Origin of the sequence: Tunturiibacter psychrotolerans (assembly GCF_051013365.1) — a bacterium.
GTDB classification, from domain to species: Bacteria; Acidobacteriota; Terriglobia; order Terriglobales; family Acidobacteriaceae; genus Edaphobacter; species Edaphobacter psychrotolerans_A.
This window is the reverse complement of record NZ_CP132941.1, coordinates 1,380,204-1,397,455: the sequence shown is the minus strand read 5'-3', so window position 1 is coordinate 1,397,455 and position 17,252 is coordinate 1,380,204. Positions and strand designations below refer to the sequence as shown.

The following is a 17,252-nucleotide window of genomic DNA, read 5'->3' as shown; positions in this document are numbered from 1 at the left end:
CTATCGGATGCTGGCCGCCGCGTGAAGGTGCATCGTCTCGCCTTCGCCGAGAATTTTTATTTTTTGGTTAATTCCGAGTCGTTGTGCCTCCGCTTCGAGGCGCTGTACGGGCTCTTCCATCGGCTCGCGGCCCAGGCGGAAGGTTCCATAGTGCATTGGTACCATTTGATTGGCTCCGAGTTCGACGAACGCGCGCACGGCTTCTTCCGGGCTGGTGTGCACGGAGCGGTAGGTGTCTGGAAAATAGGCGCCTATGGGCAGTAGGGCAACTTCTGGGTTGAGTTTTGCGCCGATCTCGCGGAAGCCATCGAAGTACGCGGTGTCTCCAGAGTGATAGACCGACTGGCCTCCGCCCTGGACGACATATCCGCCGTAGCCACGATGGGTATCGCGAAACATTCTTGCTCCCCAATGCTTGCAGGGAGTCATCGTGATAGTGAGGCTTTGTATTTCAATCTGTTCCCACCATGCCAGGCCGTGAATCCGCGAGAAGCCAAGGCGTTCCACGAGATCCTCGACGCCGCGAGGCACTACAACTTCGGGAGTCTGGCCGGTTAGCTTTCGAGTTGCACGGATGACGCGGCGCAGAGACGCCATATCGAGGTGGTCCATGTGGGCGTGGGTGAGAAGAACCACGTCGATGGCTGGCAACGCTTCGACTGTGACGCCAGGACGCCGTTGGCGTCGCAGGACAACGAGGCGTTTTGAGAAGACTGGATCGACGAGCAGCTTTCGCCCGTGAACCTGCAGGAGAAACGAGGAGTGACCAATGAAGGTGATTCCAAGTTCGTTGGGGTCTACCAGTTCGACGGGCCGGGAGATTCCGGTCATTGGTTGCTCGTGACTCTCGCGCACCAACCGCCAGAGCTGTTCCATCTTTCTAACTGCGAATGGTCTGCCTCGCCACGTTCTCTGCATTCATGTCACCAATAAATGAGATGCTCCATCGCGATGTTATGCATCACAACCCGGTGGAAATCGGGTTTGTTATGGGTTTCTATTTGGGCTGGAGTGGCATCTACCTTGCCAGAAGGCCTGCTGGAACTCCTCGTGAGAGTGAATTAGCGCGGGAACCAGCGAGCAGAGGGAGCGCCGCCATCTCTTCCGTCGATCCCATCCTCGATCCCGTTCATGGCGTGCGAGTTCAGCGGCGTATATGGGATCTTGTGTCGCGTTCGCCGCTTCAATCTCTCTGGAATTTTGAAGGCATACCGGTTCGGGCCGTGGCGAAGCACACCTGGAGATCTCTTCTGGATGACAATCTGGTGGGGCGTGCCGCCGAACTTGGTTTCTACTTTATCTTCGCGTTGTTTCCCAGCTTGTTTACAGCGACGTCGCTGCTTGGATTGGCCGCTCGCTCGGCATCGCATATCTATTACTCTCTGCTGGGCTATCTCTCAATTGTTATTCCGCATGATGCTATGGGGACGGTGCTGGAGACCTTTAACCAGACAACTGCCGCGGCTACGGGCGGCAAGCTTACCTTCGGTTTTGCCGCGGCGGTGTGGAGTGCTTCGGTGGGGTTTTCTGCGATCCAGGACTCGCTGAATGTGGTTTATAAGGTCAAGGAGACTCGCTCTTACTTTGCAGCTCGATTTTCCGCGATTGGCGTGACCATACTTTTGATGGGGCTGGTAACGCTGATGCTGGCCTCACTGTTGGGGGGTGACTTTTTTGCCCGCCTAGCTCACGTGCATATCTACGACCACTTTTTGGCTGCGCTCGTGGCACTTGTGGTTCGCGTGTTGGGATGGCTGTTTGCCGTAATTCTTCTGTCGCTGTTTTTCGCTGTTATCTATTACTTCGCGCCGGATGTAAAGCGGAGTCAGTGGCATTGGCTTACGCCAGGCGCGGCTGTTGGCATCGTGGGATGGCTCATCACTTCGCTCGGACTGCGACTCTATGTTCACTACTTCGACAATTATGCGGTGACGTATGGGTCTTTAGGCGCTGTCATCATTCTGTTGACGTGGTTCTATTTGACGGGTCTTATGCTGCTGCTGGGGGCTGAGATTAATAGCGAAATAGAAGCCGCCGCTGCAGCGAAGCGTCTGCTCGTTCTCGAGCAAAACAGCCTTGCTGCAGCGGCGGCTTCGGTTCATCCAACGCTGGTTTCTGCTGCAGATTCGTCAAGCGCTGAATCTGCTCCTAAGCCTGCGGCCTAAATTTACTTCGCTGCGGGCTTCAGAATGTCATCCAAGCGATCAGGCACGGAGGAGACGCGCTCGAGAAGTGGGTAGCGTTCGCCATCGTGATAGTCCAGTTTCACTACTTTGTAGTAGCCGGTGTTCAGGATGATGAGCTCGACGGCCGGACCGGAGTCTTTGGCGTCGTGAATGGCGGCCTTGAGCACATCGGGGGTGTAGGCGCGGCCGTTCACTGCCAGGATCTTCATCCCAGGACCGATACCGGCTTTATCGGAGACGCCGCCTTTGAGGACGTCTGAGATATTGCCCATCTTGTTTGCGTGGAAGCCGACGGAGTACCAGAAGTCGAAGCTTTCGGACTGCTGGTCTTCGAGCGTGCTCCACGGGTTTGGCTTGTCTGTGTAAGTGAGCTTGTAGCCGCCGTTTTCGATACCCCCCATGGGTGGCTGCGAGGAGTGTGAATCGAGGCGCGAGCGGAGGAAGGTGGCCCAGTCGTTGGGCGCCACTTCGTTGAGTACAGCGACCACGTCGTCGAAGGTGTAGGGAGCAACTTTTGGTCCTGTGTCTCCGCCGAGGCCGTGAAACTTCGCGACGAAATCGTCGATCGATTTTTTGCCGTTGGTCATCTTGCGAATCGTGGTGTCGACGTCGAGCCAGATGAGTTCCCCCTCGTCGTAGTAGTCCACGTTGAGGCGCCAGTTGTCCCAACCCACGCCAGTGGAGTAGAAAGTCTGGGCTGCGGTCGCGGTGTCCTGAATATCACGCCAGGTGCGGCCTGGCCGGTTGTTGTACTCTGCCGCGATGGTCGAGAGCCGCTGTTTGTACTGTTCGGCTGTCCAGATGCCGCAACGGGCGGCGAGCACATCGCCCAGGTACTCGGTTAAACCTTCGTACACCCAGAGGAGGTCGCCCTCCATCGGCTTCTGATAGTTGCTGGTGGCGAGGCCGGCGGGGCGACGGTATTTACCGTTCCAGCTATGAGTGAACTCATGCGGAAGCAGTAGGCCATCGAGCACAAACTCGCGATCGTCGGTGAAGGTGGTTGCCATCACGCGATCGTCGCTGGACTGATGATGTTCGAGGCCGAAGTGCGCGACCTCGTCGCTGAGGGTGACGAGGAAGTGGTAGGAGCCGTAGTGGCGCGACTTATAGAGAGCGCCGGTCTCGCGTACCAGTTTGTCGAAGTCGGCGATGTGTTCTTGGGTTAGGTTGAGTTGTTCGGGGCCGTCGGCGGCCATGTCGAGGTAGTGCTTCGGCGAAATCTCGGGAGCGAGAGGAATCTCACGGAAGTATCGACCGGCGAGGACGGGGGAGTCGACCAGCTGCTCGAGGCTCAGGGTTTTGAAGGTTGATGTTTGGCCGGAGCCGCCATCTTTGTCCAATGCTGTTCCGAGGTTCCATCCGACTGGCAGTTTCACAGAGGGAGTGAACATCACCTTGGTTGCGTCCGTATCGGCGGGGTAGACCAGAAGCGTGTTCCAGCTGAGAAGAGCGAGGTTTTCGCTGGTCGATCCACCTGCAGAGTATCCAGAGGCGCCGGCGGTTGCGAGGAAGTCGATTTTCATCTCTAACTGCGTGACGCCCTGCGGAACGGTGATGTGGTAGGCGAACATATCCACCTTGTCGCGCTCCCATTTGACCGGCTGACCGTTTGCTGTGATGAAGAAGCCGGCCATGTTGTCGATAGGACCGGTTGGGCCGTGCTCTCCGGGAATCCACTTGGGGTAGACCAGGGTCAGGGGGCCGGCTGACACCGGCATGATCTCGGTTGCGTGGAGGATCTTGCGGGGAGCATCGGTGAGATCGACACTGAGTGTGATTGGCGCGGTCTGCGCCCCTGCCACTAAACTGCTTACGGTTGTGGCCAGAGCTACTCCAGCACACTTCTTCCAAAAACCTGCCATCATTCCGCCTTCCGCTTTCTAGGGTGTAACCGCAATCAGTCTATCCTTGGCCGACCACGCTTTGGAATGGATTGGCGTGCTTTACGGGCGTTTTTACAGATAGGATGGTGCACACAGGAGAACTTATGCTCTCGAAGCTTCCGGTCGCCCTGGCGGCCACTGCACTCTGCCTTGCCACGACGCGCCTTCCCGCACAAGAAGCGGCTCAGCCGTTTCAATCGATGCCTTATTCGCCGTCGCTCGATCTTTCGAGCCTGGACCGCTCCGTGGACCCATGTGTCGATTTTTATAAGTTCACGTGTGGTGGTTGGCAGAAGAAGAATCCGATCCCCGCAGACCGTGCCAGTTGGAGCGTCTACGCCAAGCTTGGTAATGATAATGAGCAATTTTTGTGGGGGATTCTGGAGGCTGATGCGAAGGCGACCGATCGTACGGCGGTTCAGCAGAAGGTGGGCGATTACTTTGCGGCCTGTATGAACACGACGGCGATTGATGCGCTCGGTGTAAAGCCGGTGCAGCCTGGACTTGCGCGGATCGACGCATTGAAGACGCGGCCGGAACTTCTTGCGGCGATAGGCTCGCTGCATCACGAGTATGAGGGCAGCTTTTTCTTCGGGTCGAGCACCGACCAGGATGCGCTCGACTCGTCTCTGGTGATTGTGGCTCTTGATGCGGGTGGACTGGGTCTTCCTGACCGCGACTATTACCTGAAGACGGATGATAAAAGTGTTAAGCTGCGCGAGCAATACGTCGCCTATATTCAGAAGCTGATGATGCTTGGCGGCGAATCGGTGGCCCAGGCGAAGTCCGATGCTGATGCGACTCTACGCATCGAGACGGCTCTCGCGAAAGCATCTCTCACACGGGTCGAACGGCGGGATCCGCATAATACGTACCACATGATGACGATCGAAGAACTCGGCAAGATTGCCCCATCCTTCGATTGGCCACGCTACTTTGCAACGCAAGGTGCGCCGGGCGTTGCGAAGGTGAATGTTGCGCAGCCGGAGTTTATGAAAGCAGTTCAGGCGGAGCTTACAACCGAGTCGCTTGACGCACTCCGCGGCTATCTGCGGTTCCACTTGCTTACGTCTGCGGCACCGTATCTGGCACACCCGTTGGAGCAAGCCGACTTCGATTTTTATTCGACGACGCTGCGCGGTGTTCCTGCAATGCCTCCGCGCTGGAAGAAGTGCACTCGGGGCGTTGATGGCGACCTGGGAGAAGCGCTGGGGCAGGAGTTTGTGAAACGCACTTTTTCTGCCGACACGAAGGCCAAGACGCAGCAGATGACCGAGCAGGTGGAAGCTGCCATGCAGCATGAGATTGAGAATCTCGATTGGATGAGCCCTGCGACGAAGCAGGAGGCACTGCGAAAGCTGAAGGTGATTCGCAATAAGATCGGCTACCCGGATCAGTGGCGCGACTATACGGCACTTGAGATCAAGCCAGATGACTACATCGGCAATGTGACGCGCTCTTACCGCTTCGAGGACGCGCGCCAGTGGCACAAGCTGGGGAAGCCAGTCGACCGGAACGAATGGGGCATGACGCCGCCGACGGTGAACGCTTACTTCAACTCGCAGATGAACGACATCAATTTTCCTGCGGGCGTTTTGCAGCCGCCGCTCTACGATACGAAGCTGGATGATGCACCGAACTATGGCAACACGGGAGCGACGATTGGCCACGAGCTGACGCACGCCTTCGATGATGAAGGACGGCAGTTTGATGACAAGGGGAATCTTCGCGATTGGTGGACGGCCGCCGATGCAAAGGGTTTCGAGGATCGTATCAACTGTGTTCGGGATCAGTATGCGCAGTACGTTGTTGTCGACGATATTCATATCAACTCGAAGCTGACCAGCGGCGAAGACGTGGCCGACCTGGGTGGAACGCTGCTCGCTTATATTGCTTGGAAGAAGCAGACTGCGGGGCAGCAGCTGGAGAGTGTGGATGGGTTTACGCCGGACCAGCGATTTTTTGTCGGGATGGCGCAATGGGCTTGCGAAAACCAGCGTCCGGAGGTGCTGCGGGTTCGGGCGATAACGGATCCTCACTCGCCGGGATATGCTCGCATCAATGGAGTGGTTTCGAATCTGCCTGAGTTTCAAAAGGCGTTTAGCTGCAAGGCAGGCCAGCCGATGGTGCATGCTCCGACGTGCAAAGTCTGGTAGGGAGTGCTCCCATTTTGAGTATCGGCCGTCTGTGTTTTCTTGATGCGGTGCGGGCGGTGTTGTAATCAGCCTTTAGACAGTACACTTGACCCTACCAAATGAATCTTTACGCGATTGTTCTTTCGGCTATTGTTGTCACCCTGCTTACGGTATCGCTCACTCGACTTGGCAAGGTGAAGACCAAGGCCGACTACCTTGTGGCAGGCCGCTCGCTGCCCGCCTTTGTCCTGGTCTTTACGTTGTTGTCGAGTTGGATTGGCTCGGGGTCGCTGCTCGGCGGCGCAGAGAATGCGTACAGGCACGGCTTTGCGGCGCTATGGCAGGGCGGCGGCGGCTGGGCTGGATTGCTGCTGATCTATTTCATTGCGCCACGTGCGAGAAAGTTCGCGCAATTCACTATTCCGGATCTCCTGGAGGTTCGTTATAACCAGGCTGCGCGGATTCTTGGCGTCATTGCGATTCTGTTCTGCTATACGGCTGTGACTAGCTATCAGTTCGTAGGTGGGGGGGATATTCTTCACCTGATCTTTCCGGATCTCATTACTCCTGACTTCGGCAAATATATTATTGCTGCGTTCGTCATTGTTTTTACGGCCATTGCTGGGATGGCCTCTGTCGCCTATATGGATGTGGCGATTGGACTGCTTGCTACCTTCACGATGATCATCGCTTTGCCCATTCTTGCTCATCATGCGGGAGGGTGGACTGCGATTCATGCGAGTCTTCCAGCCACACACTTCCAGGTCTTTGGCGATCTCTCGTTCATTCGATGTCTGGAGCTCTTTCTTCCGACCTGCCTGTTGCTGCTTGGGAATCAGTCGATGTATCAGAAGTTTTTCTCGGCCAAATCCGAGAAGGACGCCACGCGGGCGGTGGTCGGGTGGATCATCGGCACGGTTATTCTCGAGACCGTTATCGTGGCGCTCGCGGTAACGGGGTCGAGTCTGTTTCCTAGTGGAGAGGTCCAGGCGCGTCCTCGGGAGATTCTTGCTTACCTTGGGCTGCACGGTTTTTCTGGTTCGGGCCCGCTTCGCCTGTTGGGTGCGTTGTTGATGGGAGCTATCTTCGCAAAGATTATTTCAACGGCGAACAACTGGCTGTTCTCTCCGTCGACCAATCTGGTCAACGACATCTACCTCCGCTATATCAATCCGGAGGCGTCCAATAAGAAGACCCTTGCCGTCTCTCGTCTTATGGTCGTTCTGCTCGGGCTGTGGGCGCTCTATCAGTCGCTCCATATCGAGTCAGTGCTGAAGAAGTCGCTTTACGCTTACACGATTTACGGTGCTGCCCTGACGCCAGTTATCCTTGCCACTTTTTACTGGAGACGCGCGACGTCCGCAGGGGCTGTGGCCAGCATTGCGGTCGGCACCTTCGTTACCGTCTTCTGGGATACGGGATTGGTCCACTCCCACCTTCCGGCGATCATCAACGAACGCGACGCCATTCTTCCGGCGCTGCTTGCCTCGCTTCTGTGTCTGGTTATTGTGAGCTTATTGACCAGCCCGCCTACGGAGAAGCAGCTCAAGCCATTTTCGGAAGCCTGACGGGCTATCCCTTTGCAGCCGATTAACGGTAATGTTCGATACTGGACTACTCTCTCCCAGCTGATACGTGATTCTTTGGACCGAATGCAGCGACAAAGTCGCATGAAAGACAGATGAACTACCGACTGACTCCTGACCTGGCCGCAATGGCGACGCTTCTCACGATCCTTTACTTTCTGCGCAAACGCCATCCGCAGGAGCGGGTCGATCTTTGGATCAGTGGCCTGCTGTTTATCTTTCTTGAGGCCATTGCTCACGCTTTTTATTCGCCCAAGGGCCCATTGCATCTTGGTTCGCACGTTGTTGCGCTGGATGCGTACCTTGCAGCCGGAGGCATTTTTCTGTGGGCTGCCGCGAAGACTCTCTTTCCGCGCAGACAAACGCTTTACTATCTTTTTCTGAATGCTCCCCCGCTCTTTGCGGTTCTTACGACGTATGGCCTTGATGTCCGGACGCCGGGGATCTACCGCGTTTTCATTGTCTGCGGTTTTTTGGTCGGAGCAGTCAGCCCGTTTTTGCTTGCCCGTACCTGGAAACTGGGGGGCGCCTGGTGGATTGTTGCGGCACAGATCAGTGTCTGGGGCTCGGCCTGGTTTTTTGCCTCTAACGGGATGTATCGCGACACAGCCTATGTTCCGCTCTTCGCCATCTACCTTGGGACGGCCATCGTCTTTCAGCTCAGCCTGCCCAGCCGGAGCCTCGGCAAGGTTGCGGTTGTTCTCGGTTTTACCCTGTGGGCTTTGGTCTTTCTGCTGCATTCATGGGTTACCAACCGCCCGCAGTACATCGATATTGCGTCGCAGATATGGGACATGCAGAAGTTTCTGGTTACGATCGGCATGCTGCTGGTGATGTTGGAACACCAGGTTTCGAGCAACGAATGGTATGCGTTCCATGACCATTTGACGGGCCTGCCGAATCGGCGGCGCTTTGAGGACCTCCTGGTGGAGGCGCTGAGGCGGTCGGAGCGTAACGGTACCCGTACCGCGTTGCTTATGCTCGATCTCAACGGATTCAAGCAGATTAACGATTCCTACGGACATGATGCGGGCGACGAGTTGCTGCAACGGGTTGCGCATAACCTTCGGGCTGCCATCCGAGCTCCGGACACCATTGCGCGACTCGGGGGGGACGAATTTATTGTGATTGTTACGGATCTGCCTGTCGATGGACCAGTTGACCATATCGCGGACAACTGCGTCGGGCGACTCTCCGGGGCGCTTAGCAAGCCTGTGGAGATCAACGGGAACGCGGTTACCGTGAGCGGAAGCATCGGCGTCGCCGTCTACCCTGACGACACGACCGATGAGGTATTTCTGCGTCGTCTTGCGGACCAACGCATGTATCAGGAAAAGCGTCAGATTCCGCTAATCGTTCAATTCGGGGAAAAGTGAATTTTCACACTCACTTTTTTCAATCTGCTGCATCCTATCCCAGTACACATTTTCAACAGGAGATTTTTATGGCACTTGAGACCCTAACCTTCGACTTTCACGCAACGTTTTTCCCTCTGGGTCCGGATTTCATTGCCGCCTTTGAATACAGCTCGCTTGACTCCCCTGCAGGCTATACCACGTCTGAATCCCTCAGCGTCGCGAAGAAAGCAGTCGAAGACGACGATGATGAGTTCGAAGATGATGATGACGAAGAAGAGGATGACGACGACGACGAGGATGAGTTTGAGGATGACGACGACGAAGTAGATGAAGACGACGACGACGATGATGAGTACGAGGATGACGAAGACGAAGATGAGGATGACGACGATGAAGACGAAGACGATGATGACGTCGACGAGCTTCAAGTTGGACGGCGATTTTAGCCTAGCGGTGGGAATCCCCGTGGCCGGGTTGCCAGCTTCTATCCTTTAGTGCTGTCGCAATGCCGCGCCTGAACGGGTGAGGGGCTGGCAATTCACTGCGAGGAGCGGGGAGGGCCAACGCGGGGAAGTTTATCTGCCCTGGTGGGTTACGACACTTTGCAAGTTCACTCCTTGATCGTGGGAGCCAGGGATCGGCTCAGCGCGCTGTTATCCTATGGTCATTCGGGCTTTAACCGACCACACGGCGACTCAGCTCTTTGGTGGAATCGTCACTTTTAACTCTGCACTATCGAAGTATTTGAGGAGGTCCATGGCTGCACTGATCGATGCCATCGACGTAAAGCGCAAGATGTCTTTTGAGTATGAAAACGTTCCGTTCTGCTGCCTGGAAGCGGAGATCTCGACCCCTACTGCCAGAGGCGGACAGACGCTGGTGCGTTTGCGGATGCGGAATATGCTTACGCGCGCTGTCTTCGATAAGACATTCAAGGCCAGCGACAAGTTCAAGGAGCCGGATCTTCAGACGGTTGAAGCGTCTTACCTCTACAGCGACGGTGAGGGCTCCTATTTTATGGATCAGGAGAGTTTTGAGACTCTCGTTCTTAGCGATGAGATGGTTGGGGACGCTTCGGACTTTCTAGTTGAAGGAATTCTGATTCAAATTGATAAATACAATGGCAATCCCATTGGACTGCAGCTGCCAATCCACGTGGAACTCTCTGTCGCACAAACAGAACCGGCAGTTCGTGGCGATACTGCAAGCGGAGGCGTGACCAAGCCAGCCAAGTTGGAGACAGGTGTTGAGATCCGGGTGCCCTCATTTATTAAAGAGGGCGAAAAAATTAAGGTGAACACAGAGACCCGTGAGTTTGCCGGGCGAGCCTGACTGCTTGAGGACACCCTGGTGGATTGCGGCCGGGACGAGCCAACACCGTCCCCGACGGAAGACCTGCTTGCGTAACTGCATTTTCAGGCACAAGATGTCCATGTACTGAAAGTGTTGCCGGAAGCAGTCCGAGGGGGAACCCGTGGATGGTTGGGACCGACATGCGCCGCCGATTACGGAGATCGATGTTCTTTGGATTGCGGCTGGGCTAAGTTGCGATGGAGACACGATCGCGATGACAGCCGCAACACAGCCGAGTATTGAGGACATCGTCCTCGGTGGAATTCCCTGGACTCCCAAGGTGAACTTTCATAACCCTTTTCTCTCTTCCGAGGTTGGTGACGACTTCCTTCGTCCTTTCCATCTGGCTGCGGAGGGCAAGTTGGCGCCTTTCATCCTCGTGGTTGAGGGCTCTATCCCGAATGAAAAAAATAAATCGGAGGGGTACTGGGCGTCGTTGGGAACAGATTCGGCGACTGCGCAGCCAATTACGACATGCGAGTGGATCGACCGGCTGGCTCCACATGCATGGGCGGTGATCGCGGCGGGTACCTGCGCGACTTATGGCGGAATTCACGCAATGGCTGGCAATCCAACCGGTTGCATGGGCCTTCCGGATTATCTGGGATGGCAGTGGAAGTCCAAGGCTGCGATTCCTATCGTTTGTGTTCCAGGTTGTCCTGTTCAGCCGGACAATTTTATGGAGACTCTGCTGTATCTGCTTTACATGGCTACGGGACGTGCACCTATAATTCCCCTCGACGAGGCGTTGCGCCCCACGTGGCTCTTTGGAAACACCGTTCACGAAGGCTGCGATCGTGGCGGTTACTATGAGCAGGCGCAATTTGCGGAACAATATGGATCTCCGCTGTGCATCGTGAAGCTTGGATGTTGGGGCCCAGTGGTGCAGTGCAACGTTGGCAAGCGTGGCTGGATGGGCGGGATCGGCGGTTGTCCTAATGTAGGCGGCATCTGCATCGGATGCACGATGCCGGGATTCCCGGATAAATTTATGCCGTTTATGGACCAGCCACCCGGATCGCTCTTGTCTTCTGCTGCTGTTCAGACGTACGGGCGAGCAATTCATGCGCTGCGCAAATTTACGCAGGCGTCGCTCAACAAAGTGCCAAGCTGGCGGCATCAAACTATTTCGCCGAGCCAACAAGGCTGACCGCGAAAGGCGTCGGCCGAAGGGAGCGAGGAATGGCTTCACTTGCACAAGCCGACCGAGAAGATCGCAATCCCGAGACAGAAGAGATCGCGCAGCTTCCGGACGTCGCTGAGGCAGAAGCTGTCCTGATCGAGTTGGCAAGCATGTTCAGCGGCATGATCTCGCCATCATCTCGGGAAACTGACGAGCCAGCAAGCGGCCAATCAGCGCAGACTTCTGAAGCTCAGACGTCAAGTCTCGAAGCGAAATACCGTGCGTTGCTGGAGCAGATTCCTGCTGTGGTCTTCATGGTGTATCTGGATCGCGGCATCAGCGAGGCCTATGTGAGTCCACAGATCGAAGCGGCGCTTGGATTCTCGCGTGAGGAATGGCTGGAAGATCCTATTCGCTGGTATGAACACATTCATCCGGATGATAAGCAGCGGTGGAGCCTGGAGGCCGCGGGGATGTTTCTGTCGGGCACGCCGCTGCGATCGTCTTACCGTGTCATCGCGCGTGATGGGCACGTGATCTGGTTCCACTGCGATGCGAAGATGATGCGGCGGCCGGATGGCCAGCCGTGGTTCATTCACGGCGTCGCCTTTGATATCTCGGATCTGAAGCATACGGAGGAAGCTCTGCATCAAGAGCGCAACGTGGTCTCCGCCATTCTCGATACGGTGGGAGCGTTGGTTGTCGTTCTCGATCCCGAGGGTCGCATCACGCGATTCAATCGAGCCTGCGAACTGACCACCGGATATTCGCTCGAGGAGGTTCGCGGCAAACGTATCTGGGATTTTTTTCTTGTGCCTGAAGAGGTGGAACGATTTAAGTCGATCTTTATGCAGCTGAGTGCAGATTTGCTGCCTGAAGATTACCAAAGCTATTGGATGACACGACATGGGACCAAGCGACTCATTGCATGGTCAAGCACCATGCTGCCGGGTAGTAACGGGACGCCGACTTATATTATTGCAACCGGCATCGACATCACGGAACGAGAGCAGTTGGAGAAAGCGCTCCTGAACATTAGTTCCAGGGAGCAGCGACGTATTGGGCAAGACCTACACGATGGTCTTGGGCAACAACTTACGGGCATCGCTTTCATGGCCAAAGTGCATGAGGCGAAGTTGACTGAGAAGCGTCTGGCGGAGGCCAACGATGCAGCGAAGATTGTGCGGCTGGTGAACGAAGCGATTTACAAGACGCGAGAGTTGGCGAGAGGTTTGTTGCCAGTCGTCTCCGACGCGCAGGGATTGATGTCTGCACTGCAACTCTGGGCTGCAGAGGTGGAAGATATCTTTGGGATATCGTGCCATTTCGATTGTGAACCGGCTGTTTTGATCTACGACGACACGATGGCGACGCATCTTTACCATATCGCACAGGAGTCAGTGAACAACGCGCTGAAGCATGGCCATGCGCGCAACATCCAGATCAAATTGACCACTGAGAATGGCCGCGGTTTGTTGGCGATCAGCGATGACGGCGCTGGCATGGCCGAAAACCACGGAAATAGTCATGGTATGGGACTCCACATTATGAACTATCGAGCGGGCATGATCGGCGGAACGCTTGAGGTTGCACCGGACCCGATACAGGGAACGATTGTTACGTGTGTCTTTCCGCTTAAACCTGGCAGGTAGACTATGGCTGCGACAAACGCTCAGGAGCAATTTCGTCACGCAGGCAAAAGAGCCGTCTTCGTCGTCGACGACCATCCGCTCCTGCGTCAGGGGCTGGCTTTGTTGATCAACCAGCAGAAAGATCTGGAAGTTTGCGGCGAGGCCGAAGAGGCGCAGGCTGCTATGCGAGCCATCGCACGAAAGAGACCTGACATTTTGATTGTAGATATCTCGCTGAACGGCCCCGACGGATTGGACCTGCTCAAGGCCATTCGAGGATCGTATCCCGACCTGCCAGTCCTCATTCTCTCAATGCATGATGAGGCCATCTATGCGGAACGCGCTCTGCGTGCCCGCGCTAATGGCTACATCATGAAGCAGGAGGCGACAGAGAAGGTGCTGGTTGCAGTGCGCCGCATTCTTGGTGGCGAGGTGTATCTAAGCGATCGCATGGCCAACAAGATGCTTCAACAGTACATTGGCGGCTCTCCGGCTGCGCTGCAATCCCGCATCTCAGCACTCTCCGACCGTGAGTTAGAGGTCTTTTGTCTGATCGGCGAGGGTCGAGGCACACGTGAGATTGCCGAGGAACTGCACCTCAGCATTAAGACTGTCGAAACTTATCAGGCCCACATCAAGGAAAAGCTCTTCCTGCACAGTGGGCGTGAGCTGATTCAACATGCGATTCAGTGGAAAATCGACGAGAAGATGGGATGATAGGTGGAGGGATCGGTAACTGAAGCTCCGGTTGATGTTCCGTCGCCCGCCTAAACGTTTTTGGGTCAAAGCGTTTTTCGACGACACCTGGACTGAGCCGGTGTGCTTAAGAGTCGCGCCTCAATCGGTTAGACCCAAAACTTAGCAAACGACAATCTAGTTTCGCTCAATGCGAGACCGGGGAATCCCCTAGGTCGTCAGAGTATTAAGTAGGAGAAAAGAATAGGGTGCGTCCCGCTTGCGGGTTGAGTACACCAACCCCTCTACTGGCTACGCTTCGCAGATCGTCGAGGAGTGTCGATTCGACGATTGCATGTCAGGTTGCGTCCCCGGGCGCTCCCTGCAATCTCCAGGAAAGACCAGCCAGTATTCCGAAGAGGAGAGCACAGGTTATGGCTCACGAAACTGTTCCCTACGGTCGTGTCACTCAGAAGAAACCCGCTGTGGCCGAACTGCATATTCTGTGGATCACTGCCGGTCTGGGGTGTGACGGAGATTCAGTGTCCATCACCGCGGCCACCCAGCCAAGCATCGAGGACGTACTTCTGGGAGCTATTCCCGGGCTACCGAAAGTTCATCTGCACAATCCCGTGCTTGCGTACGAAGTGGGCGATGATTTTATGAAGCACTTTTACATGGCGGAGAAGGGAGAACTTGAGCCCTTTGTGCTTGTGGTGGAAGGCTCTATCCCGAACGAGAAGATTAAGAAGGAAGGTTATTGGGCCGGCCTCGGAACTGATCCGCACACGGGGCAGCCGATTACTACAAATGAGTGGATTGATCGCTTGACGCCCCGCGCGCTTGCAGTCGTGGCGTGTGGCACTTGCGCTACTTATGGTGGTATTCACGCGATGGAAGGTAACCCGACAGGTGCGATGGGGCTCGCGGATTACCTGGGCTGGGATTGGAAGTCCAAAGCCGGCCTTCCTATTGTGAATGTTCCTGGATGTCCTGTGCAGCCGGACAATTTTATGGAGACCGTTCTCTATCTTCTCTATCAAGTTGCTGGATTGGCGCCGATGATTCCTCTCGACGATCAACTCCGGCCAACGTGGCTTTTCGGCAAGACGGTACATGAAGGCTGCGACCGGGCCGGGTATTACGAGCAGGGTGACTTCGCCACCTCCTATGGCTCGCCGAAGTGCATCGTCAAACTGGGATGCTGGGGGCCGGTGGTAAATTGCAACGTTCCCAAGCGCGGCTGGATGGCCGGGATTGGCGGCTGCCCTAACGTGGGCGGCATCTGTATTGGATGCACGATGCCGGGATTCCCCGACAAGTTCATGCCGTTCATGGATGAGCCTCCGGGCGGCAAGCTGTCGAGTACTGCGGTCGGAGTCTACGGCAAAGCGATACGGGCTTTGCGCAAACTGACCAATGACACAGTCAATAAAGAGCCTAAGTGGCGACACCCTCGCGCCGAGCTGACGACCGGCTACCGTCCCAATTCCTACTAACGAGCTAAAGGAGACACCACGATGGGCACGATTACCGCTGTACGTACAGAGGATGCCGCCGAAAAAAGCCAGTTAGTAGAGATGAACTGGGATCCGATCACACGAATCGTCGGCAGTCTCGGCATCTTCACAAAGATCGACTTCGGCAAGCGCAAAGTTGCAGAGTGTCATAGCACCTCTTCCATCTTTCGCGGCTACAGCATCTTTATGAAGGGTAAGGATCCGCGGGATGCACACTTTATCACCAGCCGCATATGCGGCATCTGCGGCGATAATCATGCGACTTGTGCGACGTATGCGCAGAATATGGCATTCGGTGTGCGTCCACCGGCTATTGCTGAGTGGATCGTAAACCTCGGTGAAGCTGCGGAGTACATGTTCGATCACAATATCTTTCAGGACAACCTGGTGGGCGTGGACTTCTGCGAAAAGATGGTGAAGGAGACCAATCCGGGCGTTTGGGAAAAGGCAACGAAGACCGCTGCGCCACACGCGGAGTTGCATGGCTTCCGCACTATCGGCGACATCATGACGGCACTCAATCCTTTTACGGGGTCGTTCTATCTTGAGACTCTGCAAGTGAGTCGCTACACGCGTGAGATGTTCTGTCTGATGGAAGGTCGTCATGTTCATCCGTCCACTTTGTATCCCGGCGGCGTAGGTACAGTACCCACTGTGCAGCTTTTTACCGACTATATCGTCCGGCTGATGAAGTATGTGGAGTTCATGAAGAAAGTCGTACCGCTTCATGACGATCTATTTGATTTCTTCTATGAAGCGCTCCCCGGTTACGAAGAAGTAGGCCGCAGGCGGATTCTTCTTGGGTGTTGGGGGTCGTTTAACAATCCTGATGTCTGCGACTATACCTACGAGAAGATGACAGATTGGGGCCGCGGAATGTTTGTGACGCCGGGCGTTGTTGTCGACGGCAAACTGGTGACGACGGATCTCGTGGACATCAATCTGAACATCCGTATTCTGCTGGGTAGTTCTTACTATGATGACTGGCAGAACTCAGAGACCTTCGTTCGGAAGGATCCGCTGGGGAACCCAGTCGATCAACGTCACCCGTGGAACCAGAGTACGTTCCCTAAGCCACAAAAGCGCGATTTCAAGGATAAATACACCTGGGTGATGTCTCCGCGCTGGTATGACGCACGGACAAAGGACTATCTTGCACTCGATACCGGGGGCGGTCCGATCGCGCGCTTCTGGGCTACTGCACTCGCTGGCTTGGTGGACATTGGTTACGTGAAGGCTACGGGACACAGCGTCAAGATTTATTTGCCTAAGACGGTATCGCTTCCAGAAGTGGAGCTTGAATGGAAGATTCCAAAGTGGAGCAATGCGATTGAACGGGATCGGGCACGCACTTACTTCCAGGCTTATGCCGCTGCTGCTGCGCTTCACTTCGCAGAGCAGGCGTTGGCGGAGTTGCACGCTGGGCGCACAAGGACGTGGAACGATTTCAAAGTTCCAGAAGAAGCAATTGGTTGCGGTTTCCACGAAGCGGTCCGAGGGGTTTTGTCGCACCACGTTGTGATCCGTAATCACAAGATCGCCAACTATCATCCTTATCCGCCGACTCCGTGGAATGCAAACCCGCGAGATATGTACGGGACGCCGGGGCCCTATGAAGATGCGGTGCAAAATACGCCGATCTTCGAGGAGAATGGCCCCGATAACTTCAAGGGCATTGATATCATGCGCGCTGTACGCAGCTTCGATCCGTGTCTGCCATGCGGCGTGCACATGTACCTTGGGAACGGAAAGGTGCTTGAGACGTCCCACTCGCCGATGTTCGGTGTTCAGCTTTAGCT

Annotated in this window: 13 protein-coding genes; 10 read left to right on the top strand and 3 right to left on the bottom strand. The window is 55.5% G+C overall.

Going from position 1 to position 17,252, the window contains the following annotated elements; translation table 11 throughout:
* Positions 1-831, bottom strand: a complete 831-nt coding sequence (locus tag RBB76_RS05705; RefSeq protein ID WP_429628372.1) for an MBL fold metallo-hydrolase — start codon at positions 829-831, stop codon at positions 1-3.
* Between the two features lie 158 nt (positions 832-989).
* Between RBB76_RS05705 and RBB76_RS05700 the strand changes: the two genes are divergently transcribed.
* Positions 990-2,165, top strand: coding sequence for a YhjD/YihY/BrkB family envelope integrity protein (locus tag RBB76_RS05700; protein WP_429628373.1), 1,176 nt, complete (start codon positions 990-992; stop codon positions 2,163-2,165).
* A gap of 2 nt (positions 2,166-2,167) precedes the next feature.
* Here the strand turns inward: RBB76_RS05700 and RBB76_RS05695 are convergent, their stop codons facing one another.
* Positions 2,168-4,054, bottom strand: coding sequence for a M61 family metallopeptidase (locus RBB76_RS05695; protein ID WP_429628374.1), 1,887 nt, complete (start codon positions 4,052-4,054; stop codon positions 2,168-2,170).
* A 122-nt stretch (positions 4,055-4,176) separates the two neighbouring features.
* Here RBB76_RS05695 and RBB76_RS05690 point away from each other — a divergent pair, with 122 nt between their 5' ends.
* From RBB76_RS05690 to RBB76_RS05680, 3 genes are all read left to right on the top strand, one after another.
* Positions 4,177-6,228 carry a M13 family metallopeptidase gene (locus tag RBB76_RS05690; protein WP_429628375.1) on the top strand — a complete coding sequence of 684 codons (2,052 nt, stop codon included), beginning with the start codon at positions 4,177-4,179 and terminating at the stop codon, positions 6,226-6,228.
* Positions 6,229-6,326: 98 nt separating this feature from the next.
* Positions 6,327-7,775: a sodium:solute symporter family protein gene (locus RBB76_RS05685; protein WP_429628376.1), complete on the top strand. Its 1,449-nt coding sequence runs from the start codon at positions 6,327-6,329 to the stop codon at positions 7,773-7,775.
* A 113-nt stretch (positions 7,776-7,888) separates the two neighbouring features.
* Positions 7,889-9,169, top strand: coding sequence for a diguanylate cyclase domain-containing protein (locus RBB76_RS05680; RefSeq protein ID WP_429628377.1), 1,281 nt, complete (start codon positions 7,889-7,891; stop codon positions 9,167-9,169).
* A gap of 83 nt (positions 9,170-9,252) precedes the next feature.
* Here the strand turns inward: RBB76_RS05680 and RBB76_RS05675 are convergent, their stop codons facing one another.
* Positions 9,253-9,579 carry a hypothetical protein gene (locus RBB76_RS05675; protein WP_429628378.1) on the bottom strand — a complete coding sequence of 109 codons (327 nt, stop codon included), beginning with the start codon at positions 9,577-9,579 and terminating at the stop codon, positions 9,253-9,255.
* 328 nt (positions 9,580-9,907) lie between these two features.
* Here RBB76_RS05675 and efp point away from each other — a divergent pair, with 328 nt between their 5' ends.
* The 6 genes from efp (at position 9,908) to RBB76_RS05645 (ending at position 17,250) form a co-directional block, all read left to right on the top strand.
* Positions 9,908-10,483: an elongation factor P gene (gene efp, locus RBB76_RS05670; RefSeq protein ID WP_429628379.1), complete on the top strand. Its 576-nt coding sequence runs from the start codon at positions 9,908-9,910 to the stop codon at positions 10,481-10,483.
* 142 nt (positions 10,484-10,625) lie between these two features.
* Positions 10,626-11,654, top strand: a complete 1,029-nt coding sequence (locus tag RBB76_RS05665; RefSeq protein ID WP_429628380.1) for a hydrogenase expression protein HypE — start codon at positions 10,626-10,628, stop codon at positions 11,652-11,654.
* A gap of 32 nt (positions 11,655-11,686) precedes the next feature.
* Entirely contained in the window at positions 11,687-13,279 is a 1,593-nt protein-coding gene (locus RBB76_RS05660; protein ID WP_429628381.1) for a PAS domain-containing sensor histidine kinase, read from the top strand.
* Between the two features lie 3 nt (positions 13,280-13,282).
* Entirely contained in the window at positions 13,283-13,975 is a 693-nt protein-coding gene (locus tag RBB76_RS05655) for a response regulator transcription factor (protein ID WP_429628382.1), read from the top strand.
* 392 nt (positions 13,976-14,367) lie between these two features.
* The gene (locus tag RBB76_RS05650) at positions 14,368-15,432 is read left to right on the top strand and encodes a hydrogenase expression protein HypE (RefSeq protein ID WP_429628383.1); all 1,065 of its coding nucleotides are present in this window, start codon (positions 14,368-14,370) and stop codon (positions 15,430-15,432) included.
* A gap of 21 nt (positions 15,433-15,453) precedes the next feature.
* The gene (locus tag RBB76_RS05645) at positions 15,454-17,250 is read left to right on the top strand and encodes a nickel-dependent hydrogenase large subunit (RefSeq protein WP_353065766.1); all 1,797 of its coding nucleotides are present in this window, start codon (positions 15,454-15,456) and stop codon (positions 17,248-17,250) included.
* Positions 17,251-17,252: the final 2 nt, after the last annotated feature.

What these genes read in the sequence shown, in the direction of transcription:
- RBB76_RS05705 (WP_429628372.1), bottom strand. Translation starts at nt 831, where the DNA reads ATGACCGGAATCTCCCGGCCCGTCGAACTGGTAGACCCCAACGAACTT.
- RBB76_RS05700 (WP_429628373.1), top strand. Translation starts at nt 990, where the DNA reads ATGGGTTTCTATTTGGGCTGGAGTGGCATCTACCTTGCCAGAAGGCCT.
- RBB76_RS05695 (WP_429628374.1), bottom strand. Translation starts at nt 4,054, where the DNA reads ATGATGGCAGGTTTTTGGAAGAAGTGTGCTGGAGTAGCTCTGGCCACA.
- RBB76_RS05690 (WP_429628375.1), top strand. Translation starts at nt 4,177, where the DNA reads ATGCTCTCGAAGCTTCCGGTCGCCCTGGCGGCCACTGCACTCTGCCTT.
- RBB76_RS05685 (WP_429628376.1), top strand. Translation starts at nt 6,327, where the DNA reads ATGAATCTTTACGCGATTGTTCTTTCGGCTATTGTTGTCACCCTGCTT.
- RBB76_RS05680 (WP_429628377.1), top strand. Translation starts at nt 7,889, where the DNA reads ATGAACTACCGACTGACTCCTGACCTGGCCGCAATGGCGACGCTTCTC.
- efp (WP_429628379.1), top strand. Translation starts at nt 9,908, where the DNA reads ATGGCTGCACTGATCGATGCCATCGACGTAAAGCGCAAGATGTCTTTT.
- RBB76_RS05660 (WP_429628381.1), top strand. Translation starts at nt 11,687, where the DNA reads ATGGCTTCACTTGCACAAGCCGACCGAGAAGATCGCAATCCCGAGACA.
- RBB76_RS05655 (WP_429628382.1), top strand. Translation starts at nt 13,283, where the DNA reads ATGGCTGCGACAAACGCTCAGGAGCAATTTCGTCACGCAGGCAAAAGA.
- RBB76_RS05650 (WP_429628383.1), top strand. Translation starts at nt 14,368, where the DNA reads ATGGCTCACGAAACTGTTCCCTACGGTCGTGTCACTCAGAAGAAACCC.
- RBB76_RS05645 (WP_353065766.1), top strand. Translation starts at nt 15,454, where the DNA reads ATGGGCACGATTACCGCTGTACGTACAGAGGATGCCGCCGAAAAAAGC.